9 protein-coding genes are annotated in these 9,276 nt (G+C 62.9%); 8 read left to right on the top strand and 1 reads right to left on the bottom strand.

Annotation, left to right across the window (positions count from 1 at the left end):
* The coding region (locus VFE81_RS26320) for an ABC transporter ATP-binding protein (protein ID WP_325047388.1) at positions 1-700 on the top strand (700 nt) is incomplete at its 5' end.
* 111 nt (positions 701-811) lie between these two features.
* Positions 812-1,636, top strand: coding sequence for an ABC transporter permease (locus tag VFE81_RS26315; protein WP_325047387.1), 825 nt, complete (start codon positions 812-814; stop codon positions 1,634-1,636).
* A gap of 184 nt (positions 1,637-1,820) precedes the next feature.
* Here the strand turns inward: VFE81_RS26315 and VFE81_RS26310 are convergent, their stop codons facing one another.
* The gene (locus VFE81_RS26310) at positions 1,821-2,795 is read right to left on the bottom strand and encodes an NADPH:quinone oxidoreductase family protein (protein WP_325047386.1); all 975 of its coding nucleotides are present in this window, start codon (positions 2,793-2,795) and stop codon (positions 1,821-1,823) included.
* A 226-nt stretch (positions 2,796-3,021) separates the two neighbouring features.
* On the opposite strand from VFE81_RS26310, the gene surE reads away from it, so the two are divergent.
* The 6 genes from surE to rlmD all read left to right on the top strand — a co-directional run.
* The gene (surE, locus tag VFE81_RS26305; protein ID WP_325047385.1) at positions 3,022-3,780 is read left to right on the top strand and encodes a 5'/3'-nucleotidase SurE; all 759 of its coding nucleotides are present in this window, start codon (positions 3,022-3,024) and stop codon (positions 3,778-3,780) included.
* Positions 3,777-4,832 carry a protein-L-isoaspartate(D-aspartate) O-methyltransferase gene (locus tag VFE81_RS26300; RefSeq protein WP_325047384.1) on the top strand — a complete coding sequence of 352 codons (1,056 nt, stop codon included), beginning with the start codon at positions 3,777-3,779 and terminating at the stop codon, positions 4,830-4,832. Before surE ends, VFE81_RS26300 begins: the two co-directional genes overlap by 4 nt.
* Before the next feature lie 5 nt (positions 4,833-4,837).
* Positions 4,838-5,776, top strand: a complete 939-nt coding sequence (locus tag VFE81_RS26295; protein WP_325047383.1) for a peptidoglycan DD-metalloendopeptidase family protein — start codon at positions 4,838-4,840, stop codon at positions 5,774-5,776.
* 11 nt (positions 5,777-5,787) lie between these two features.
* Positions 5,788-6,858 (top strand): RNA polymerase sigma factor RpoS, encoded by a 1,071-nt coding sequence (rpoS, locus tag VFE81_RS26290; RefSeq protein WP_325047382.1) that lies wholly within the window; start codon positions 5,788-5,790, stop codon positions 6,856-6,858.
* Between the two features lie 3 nt (positions 6,859-6,861).
* Complete coding sequence (locus VFE81_RS26285; RefSeq protein WP_325047381.1) at positions 6,862-7,638, top strand: 3'-5' exonuclease; 777 nt, start codon at positions 6,862-6,864, stop codon at positions 7,636-7,638.
* 232 nt (positions 7,639-7,870) lie between these two features.
* A partial coding sequence (gene rlmD, locus VFE81_RS26280) for a 23S rRNA (uracil(1939)-C(5))-methyltransferase RlmD (RefSeq protein ID WP_325047380.1) occupies positions 7,871-9,276 on the top strand: 1,406 nt, incomplete at its 3' end.

The raw sequence follows: 9,276 nt of genomic DNA, 5'->3' as shown, positions 1-9,276 counted from the left end.
CGAATTCGTCTCGGTGGTCGGCCCGACCGGCTGCGGCAAATCCACCTTGCTGCACGTCGGTGCGGGTTTGTTGGGGCCGTCGTCGGGCACGGTCAGTGTGTTCGGCGAGCCGCTCAAGGGGATCAACCGGCGCGCCGGCTACATGTTCCAGGCCGACGCACTGATGCCGTGGCGCTCGGCCATCGACAACGTGATGGCCGGCCTCGCATTTCATGGCGTGCCGCCGGTCGAAGCGCGCAGCAAAGCCGACGAGTGGTTGAAGCGCGTCGGCCTGGGCGGTTTCGGCGACCGCTATCCGCATCAACTTTCGGGTGGTATGCGCAAACGCGTCGCGATGGCACAGACGCTGATTCTCGACCCCGACATCATTCTGATGGACGAGCCGTTTTCCGCGCTCGATATCCAGACGCGTCAACTGATGGAAAACGAGTTGCTCGACCTGTGGGCGGCGAAACGCAAGGCGGTGCTGTTCATTACGCACGATCTCGACGAAGCGATCTCGATGTCCGACCGCGTGGTGGTGCTGTCAGCGGGTCCAGGCACGCATCCGATCGGCGAATTCACAATCGATCTGCCACGGCCGCGCGATGTTGCCGAGATTCGTGCGCACCCGCGTTTCGTCGAGTTACATGCACAGATCTGGAGTGTGCTGCGCGATGAGGTGCTCAAGGGCTATCAGCAGCAACTCACGGCCGTTTAATCGCGGCGCACAGTTGGGTCCCGTAGTTGAGTGACACATTTGCGTCTTGCTGTTGCGTTCGCTAGTTGCGTCAGAAGTTGCGTCGATCAATCGTCTAAGGCAAACCGAGTCATGTGGAAGACGTTGCGCCCGAACCGGGCGAACCTGGTGATCTGGCAGTGGCTGCTGCTCGTGCTGTGTTTCGTGCTCTGGTACGTGCTGACCAGTCCGACACTGCTGCCGCCGTTCTATTTCGACGACCCGAACAAGGCCGCGTTCTTCTTCGGCGAGCCGCAGAAGGTGCTTCAGCGAATCTGGGAGTGGTTCACTGGCGGCGAAATCTATCTGCACCTGTGGATCACACTGGTCGAAACGGTCCTCGCGTTCGCGCTCGGCACCGCGCTCGGACTCGGCGTCGGTCTGTGGCTTGCGCTGTCGCCGCTCGCGAGCGCGCTATTCGATCCGTACATCAAGGCCGCCAATTCGATGCCGCGCGTGATTCTCGCGCCGATCTTCGGGGTGTGGTTTGGCCTCGGCATCTGGTCGAAGGTGGCGCTAGGCGTCACGCTGGTGTTCTTTATCGTGTTCTTCAACGTCTACCAGGGCGTGAAGGAAGTGAGCCCGGTTGTGCTCGCCAACGCGCGCATGCTCGGCGCGAACCGCAAGCAGTTGCTGCGCTTCGTGTACCTGCCAAGCGCGATGAGCTGGGTGTTTTCGAGTCTGCATACCTCGGTGGGCCTGGCGTTCGTCGGCTCGGTGGTGGGGGAATATCTCGGCTCGGCGCGCGGCGTCGGCTATCTGATTCTGCAAGCCGAAGGCACCTTCGATATCAATACCGTGTTCGCCGGGATTCTGGTGTTGACGGCGTTCGCGCTGATTCTCGATGCCATCGTCGGAATTGGCGAGCGGCGGCTGATGAAGTGGCAGCCGAATTCGGGTGAAACGGAAAAGCTGTAGTCACGCGAGCGCAGAGTGCAGCCGGCGAAAAACGTAGCGGACGCAAGGTTCAATCAGCGTAGAGATCGACACGCTGAGTCCAACAAGTGAAAGCCCAAAAAAAACGGCGCGCGGTTTCAAAACCGCGCGCCGTTCCTATTTTGTTGCTCGACGAAGTGTGTGTTGAGCGCGCGATGGCTAACGCCTAAGGCGTAATCACCACCTTCCCGATCACCCGGCGCTCGGCCATATCGCGCAACGCGCGGCCCGTGTCTTCGAGCGAATAGCGTTCCGACACATACGGCTTGAGCTTGCCCTCGCCGATCCAGCCGGTCATCTGCTGGAACGCGGCGTGATTGTGCTGCGGCTCGCGTTTCGCAAAGTCGCCCCAGAACACGCCCACCAGGCTTGCGCCTTTGAGCAGCGTCAGGTTGAGCGGCAACTTCGGGATTTCACCGTTCGCAAAACCGACCACCAGATAGCGCCCGCGCCAGCCGATGCTGCGAAACGCCGGTTCCGCATAAACACCGCCGACCGGATCGTAGATCACGTCCGGACCCTTGCCGTCGGTCAGCGCCCTGATGCGTTCGCGCAGGTCTTCGGTGTTGTAGTTGATAGTGGCATCCGCGCCGTGCTTCACGCAGGTGGCGAGCTTCTCGTCGCTCGACGCCGCGGCGATCACGCGCGCGCCGAGTGCCTTGCCGATCTCGACCGCGGCGAGTCCGACGCCGCCTGCCGCGCCCAAAACAAGCATTGTCTCGCCGGCCTTCAACTGGCCGCGATCGACCACCGCATGATGCGAAGTGCCATAGGCGAGGGTGAACGCGGCGGCCAGTTCGAATTCGACGCCGTCCGCCAGCGGTACGCACGCCGCGACCGGCGCCAGCGCCTGCTCGGCAAACCCGCCCGAGCCGGTGAACGCGACTACCCGCGAGCCCGGCTTGAACTGCGTCACACCGGCACCGACCGCGCGCACGACGCCCGCGACTTCCGAGCCAGGCGTAAAGGGCAGAGGTGGTTTGAACTGGTATTTGTTCTCGATGATCAGCACGTCGGGAAAATTGACGGCCGCGGCTTTGACGTCGATCACGACGTGGCCGGGCGGCGGCTCGAGGTCCGGCAGATTTTCGACGACCAGGCTCTCCGGCGGCCCATATTGATTACAGCGAATCGCGCGCATCGTGTCTCCATATCGATCAAGGTCCCCAAGCGGACTTCCTTCGGGGCGTCGCAACCATTCTGAGTGTAAAACAATTCGCACGACCGTGCGTTTTTGTTGTTCGAAGCCGGCTGCTTGCGCGGTCGATACCCGTCGGCGCGGGGCCCGGCGCGTGCGCTTTGCATGTGATGCATGCACCGCCTGCCGTGTCGTTCGCGTGCCTTCTTTCCTCGGTTACAATCGCCGCATGCGAATCCTACTCAGCAATGACGACGGCTATCTGGCGCCCGGGCTTGCCGCGCTTTACGAAGCGCTCAAGCCGATCGCGGACGTCACCGTGATGGCCCCCGAGCAGAACTGCAGCGGCGCGTCCAATTCCTTGACGCTGTCGCGTCCGCTTTCGGTGCTGCGCTCGGCGAATGGTTTCTACTACGTCAACGGCACGCCGACCGACTCGGTGCACATCGCGCTGACCGGTATGCTGGACCACACGCCGGACCTCGTCGTCTCGGGCATCAACAACGGCCAGAACATGGGCGAGGACACGCTCTATTCGGGCACCGTCGCCGCCGCCACCGAAGGCATCATGTTCGGTGTGCCGGCTATTGCCTTCTCGCTGGTCGATAAAGACTGGGTGCATCTCGAAGACGCTGCGCGTGTCGCCGCCGAGATCGTCGCGCACTACCTCGAGCAACCGCTGCCGGGGCATCCGCTTCTGAACGTCAATATTCCAAACCTGCCGTACGAGCAACTCGACGGTTGGCATATCACGCGTCTCGGCAAGCGGCATCCGTCGCAGCCGGTGATTCGCCAGACCAACCCGCGCGGCGAACCGATCTACTGGATTGGACCGTCCGGCAGCGCGCGTGATGCGAGCGAAGGTACCGATTTCCATGCCGTTGCCAACGGGCACGTGTCGATCACGCCGTTGCAGCTGGACCTGACCCATACGCAAATGCTGCCCGCAGCGCGCGACTGGGCGCGCGCCGGCAGCGGCACTTCATGAGCAGCGAGCGCGCAAAGCGCTTCCCGCTCGGCCTCGAGGATCTGGTGCGCGAACCGCGCCGGCCTGAAGGGCGTCCGGGCGACGTGCGCGCGGCGGTACTCGCCGCGAGTGCGGCGCTGAATGCGCGCCAGCAACCCGCGAAGAATGCGCCGCTCGGCTCTGCGGGGAAGACCCCGGCTAAGTCACCGGCGACGTCGCAAGCAAAACCGCATGCCAGGGTGCAGGCGAAGGCGCCAATGAAGGCTCCGGCCAACGCCCAGGCCAAGCCGCAAGCCAAGCCACGCGCAACAGCCGTCGCGCAAGCTTCGGCTGTGCGCGCCGCGCCAAAACCGGTGCCGGTGAACAAACCCGCGGCCAAACCCAGCGAGCGCAGCGCCGTGCCGAACGTCGCGTTGAACGGCGCTTTGGCGCTGACTTCGGAACGCGTTCGCGAACGGATGGTCGAACGCCTGCGTGCGAACGGCGTGACCGATCAGCGCGTGTTGAACGCGATGTCGGTCGTGCCGCGTCATATGTTCGTTGACCCGGGTCTCGCGGCCCAGGCCTATGAAGACGCCGCACTGCCTATCGGCCATCACCAGACGATTTCCAAGCCCTCCGTGGTCGCGCGGATGATCGAACTGGCGGCCGCCGGCCGCGCGTTGAACAACGTGCTCGAAATCGGCACCGGTTGCGGCTATCAGGCGGCGGTGCTGAGTCAGGTCGCGCGGGACGTTTATTCGATCGAACGCATCAAGCCGCTGTCCGAACGCGCGAAGACAAATTTGCGTCCGCTGCGCATTCCGAACATCCGGCTGCACTACGGCGACGGCCGCCTCGGGCTGCCGTTAGCGGCGCCGTTCGATGCGATCGTGATCGCCGCGGCCGGCCTTGACGTACCGCAGGCATTGCTTGAACAACTCGCGATCGGCGGCCGTCTGGTCGCGCCAGTCGGCTCGCAGGAAGGCCAGAACCAGGTGCTGACTCTGGTCGAACGCCTCGGACCCGCGCAGTGGCGCGAGTCGCGGCTTGATCGCGTTTTCTTTGTACCCTTAAAATCCGGAGTGATTTGACACCGATGAGTATGTTGCGCGCGATGCAAAGAACCAGACTGAATATCCCCATGACCGTAACCCAGCGTAGCGTGTGCGTGCTCGCCTTGTCCCTGTTGATGTCGGCTTGTGCGACCCGCCTCGATCAGGCGCCGGTCGTCGACCGCTCCGGCAGTGGCGCGCTCGGCACGCAAGCCGCGCAGCAGCCGGCCGTGCCGCTCGGACCGCCCCCGCCGGGCTACTACCGCGTGAAGCCGGGCGACACGCTGTACCGGATCGCGCTGGAGAACGGCCAGAACTACCGCGATATTTCGACGTGGAACAATCTCACTAACCCGAATCAGATTGAAGTCGATCAGTTGCTGCGCGTCGTGCCGCCGGGCGCGAACACCGCCGCGCTGACGCCGGGCGTGTCGACGGCGCCGATCGGCAGCGGTGGCGCGGTGCAGAGCGCGCCGCTTGGCAGCACGCCGCCGTCGGCAGGTGCTGCAGCAGGTGTCGCGGCGCCGCCGATCTATGGTTCGGGTGCGAACAACGCTTCGCTGACGCCACCGGCCAATCCGGGCGCAGCGAGCGATTCGAACGCCGGCGCATCGGGCAACGTGGTGTTCGCATGGCCGGTGCGAGGGCCGATGCTCGGCACTTTCAACGATTCGACCAACAAGGGTATTAATATCGGCGGCGCGGCCGGCGATCCGGTCAAGGCTTCTGCGGATGGGCGCGTGGTTTATGCCGGAAATGGGCTGCGTGGTTACGGCAATCTCATTATCATCAAGCATGATGCAACTTATCTCACGGCGTATGCACACAACCGCGCTTTGATGGTAAAAGAGGGGGACGCGGTGACGAAAGGGCAGAAAATTGCTGAGATGGGCAATAGCGATTCCGACCGTGTGATGTTGCATTTCGAAGTTCGCCGGCAGGGTAAACCTGTCGACCCACTGAAGTATTTGCCGCCGCAATAAGCGATACGACCATGCCGAAATCGAAGCGCCGCTTACCGCAAGCCGAGTCTGAGACGATCAGCCGCGTCACGCCCGCTTCGGTGGAGGAAGGCGGCGCTTCGGAAGTGGAAGAAGAGGTTGTAGAGGAGCGCGATCTCGACGAACGCCAGAGCGCCGCGGAAGAACCCGGCGAGGCCCGCGAAGCTCCGCCCGACGCGGACGATTTCCGCGCGCTGCTGCAAGCCGAGCTGACGGCTGACACGATTCAGCATTACCTGAACCGCATCAGCGTCAAACCGCTTCTGACCGTCGAAGAAGAGCAGAAGTATTCGCGTCTCGCCAAGGCGGGCGAGTTCGAGGCGCGGCAAGTGATGATCGAGCGCAATTTGCGGCTCGTCGTCAGCATCGCGAAGGGTTACCTGAACCGCGGCGTGCCGCTGCTCGATCTGATCGAAGAGGGCAACCTCGGCTTGATGCATGCCATCGAGAAATTCGATCCTACACGCGGCTTTCGTTTCTCTACTTACGCCACGTGGTGGATTCGCCAGAGCATCGAGCGCGCAATCATGAATCAGGCGCGCACCGTGCGCTTGCCGGTGCACGTGATCCGTGAGCTCAACCAGGTGCTGCGCGCGAAGCGCCATCTGGAAAAGAATTCGATGAATTCCGGCGAAGCAGCCGAGCGCCGCGACGCCAGCATCGACGACATTGCCTATCTGACCGGCAAGACCACCGACGAAGTCACCGACATTCTCGCGCTGAACGAACACACCGCCTCGCTCGACGCGCCGCTCGATCTCGATCCGGCGAGCAGCCTGCTCGACCTGCTGTCCGACGACCAAAGTCAGTCGCCAGATGCCGAAGTGCAGCACCGCGAGCTGGAAACGCTCACGCGTGCATGGCTCGCGCGCCTGTCGGACAAGCATCGTCATGTGATCGAGCGCCGCTTCGGGCTGAACCACATCGAACCCGCCACGCTCGAAGAGCTGGCCGACGAAATGGGCCTCACGCGCGAGCGTGTGCGCCAGATCCAACAGGAAGCGCTGGTGCGGCTGAAGCGTTTCTTTGCCTCTAACGGTGTTCGGAAGGACGCCGTTCTATAACTGATGACACCGATTCTTGTTTTCGACATCGAGACGATTCCCGATGTCGCCGGCATTCGCCGCCTCGAAAATTTGCCCGATACGCTGAGCGACGCCGAAGTCGCCGAGCACGCCTTTGCGGTGCGTCGCGAAAAGACCGGCGGCGATTTTCTGCCGCACCACCTGCAACGGATCGCCGCGATTTCCTGTGTGTTCCGCGACAACAATGGTTTCCGCGTGCGCTCGCTCGGCACGCTGGAAGACGGCGAGGCGGCGCTTGTGCAGTCGTTTTATCGCGTGATCGAGAAGTACACGCCACAGCTCGTGTCGTGGAACGGCGGCGGGTTCGACTTGCCGGTGCTGAACTACCGCGCGCTGATCAACGGCATTCCGGCCTCCCGTTTCTGGGACCTCGGCGAGGACGATCGCGAGTTCAAGTGGAACAACTACATCAGCCGCTACCACGCGCGCCACACCGATCTGATGGACGTGCTGGCGATGTATCAGGCGCGCGCCAATGCACCGCTCGACGCGCTTGCCAAGATGTGCGGGTTCCCAGGCAAGATGGGTATGGACGGCAGCCAGGTGTGGCAGGCTTACCAGGAAGGCCGCATCGAGGAAATCCGTAACTATTGCGAGACCGACGTCGTCAATACGTATCTGCTGTATTGCCGCTTTCAGTTGATCCGCGGCGCGTTTTCGGCCGAAGAGTATGCGGACGAGATCAATCTGGTCAAAAATGCGCTGGCGCTGGAAGCGGCGCCGCAATGGGCCGAGTATCTGGCCGCATTCGATCAATAGGCCGCTTAACAGTCTTGTGACGAAGCGGTTCGCCACACGCTGATGGGGTAGGCGCTCCGACGGCTGCCGCCGTAGCGCGAAATCGTGCGCAAGCGCCCCGGTTCGCCTTACGCCAATCACGATCGAAGCGCTCCACGCGGCTGGCGGCCACTACCGTCGCGCCAAATCGTTGGCAACGGCAGCGCTTCGTCTACAATCTCGCCTTTCCCCCAAGCTTGTCAGGAAGTCGCAGGTGTCCCGAACTGCCCCACAACGTCGCTCGCCGAAGCGCCAGAAGGCGCCCGCGCCGGTGAAAGCGCGCGTCATTACCGGCAATGAGCCGATTATCGAAATTGTTTCGCTCGACATGGAAGCGCGCGGCGTGGGTCGTGTCGAGAGCGAAGACGGCACGCCCGGCAAGGTGATTTTTGTCGAAGGCGCGTTGCCCGGCGAGCGTGTCAGCTACGCGACGCAACGCAGCAAGGCGAAATTCGAGCAAGCCGAAGTGGTCCAGGTGCTGCGCGAAAGCGTGCTTCGCACCACGCCGAAATGCGCTTACTTCGACACCTGCGGCGGCTGTTCGATGCAGCATCTCGACATCCGCGCCCAGATCGCCGTCAAGCAGCGCGTGCTCGAAGACGATTTCCAGCACCTGGCGAAGCTGCGCCCGGAGACCGTGTTCCGGCCGATTCAAGGGCCGGCGTGGGGATACCGCTACCGTGCCCGTCTGGCTGTGCGCTATCTGCCGGAAAAGGGCGGCATGCGCATCGGCTTCTACGAGAAGAAAAGCAGCAATATCGCCGACATGAAAACCTGCGAGGTGCTGCTGCCGCACGTATCGGCGATGCTGATGCCGCTGCGTTTCATGGTTCGCAAGCTGTCGATTTACGATCGTATGCCGCAGATCGAGCTTGCGGTCGGCTCGTCGGTCACCGCGCTGGTGTTACGCAATCTCGCGCCGATCACCGCCGCCGACGAACAGGTGCTGCGCGATTTCGCCGACGAGCATAAGGTGCAGTGGTGGCTGCAGCCGGGCGGTCCCGACACGGTCGCGCCGTTCTATCCGCTCGATGTGGAGCTCGACTACACGCTGCCGGAATTCAACATCCGGATGCCGTTCAAACCCACCGATTTCACCCAGGTGAATCACGCAATCAATCGCGTCCTGGTGAGCCGCGCGCTGCGTCTGCTGGCCCCGGCCAGCACGGACCGCGTGCTCGATCTGTTCTGTGGAATCGGCAACTTCACGTTGCCGCTCGCACGGATTTCGAAGGAAGTGGTGGGCATCGAAGGCAGTGACGTGCTGACTTCGCGCGCGCTCGCCAATGCTGAGCTGAACGGCGTAGCGGGCCATACGTCGTTCGCTTGCCGCAACCTGTTCGAAGTCACCGCCGACGACATGCGCGCGCTCGGCCATTTCGACAAATTTCTCATCGACCCGCCGCGTGAAGGCGCGCTGGCAGTGGCGAAGGCACTGGCCGAGATCGCACAAAGCGGCAATGGGCCGCTGCCCAAGCGTATCGTCTATGTGTCGTGCAATCCGGCAACGCTCGCACGCGATTCGGACCTGCTCGTGCATGGGGCCGGCTATCGGCTGGTGGGCGCGGGTGTGGTGAACATGTTCCCGCACACCTCGCACGTGGAATCGATTGCGTTGTT

This window comes from Paraburkholderia sp. (assembly GCF_035656215.1).
Taxonomy (GTDB): domain Bacteria; phylum Pseudomonadota; class Gammaproteobacteria; order Burkholderiales; family Burkholderiaceae; genus Paraburkholderia.
This window is presented reverse-complemented; position numbering and strand designations above follow the sequence as displayed.

Bases quoted from the DNA above. Each gene is read 5' to 3' on its own strand.
- surE (WP_325047385.1), top strand. From the start codon at position 3,022: ATGCGAATCCTACTCAGCAATGACGACGGCTATCTGGCGCCCGGGCTT.
- VFE81_RS26285 (WP_325047381.1), top strand. From the start codon at position 6,862: ATGACACCGATTCTTGTTTTCGACATCGAGACGATTCCCGATGTCGCC.
- VFE81_RS26315 (WP_325047387.1), top strand. From the start codon at position 812: ATGTGGAAGACGTTGCGCCCGAACCGGGCGAACCTGGTGATCTGGCAG.
- rpoS (WP_325047382.1), top strand. From the start codon at position 5,788: ATGCCGAAATCGAAGCGCCGCTTACCGCAAGCCGAGTCTGAGACGATC.
- VFE81_RS26300 (WP_325047384.1), top strand. From the start codon at position 3,777: ATGAGCAGCGAGCGCGCAAAGCGCTTCCCGCTCGGCCTCGAGGATCTG.
- VFE81_RS26295 (WP_325047383.1), top strand. From the start codon at position 4,838: ATGAGTATGTTGCGCGCGATGCAAAGAACCAGACTGAATATCCCCATG.
- VFE81_RS26310 (WP_325047386.1), bottom strand. From the start codon at position 2,795: ATGCGCGCGATTCGCTGTAATCAATATGGGCCGCCGGAGAGCCTGGTC.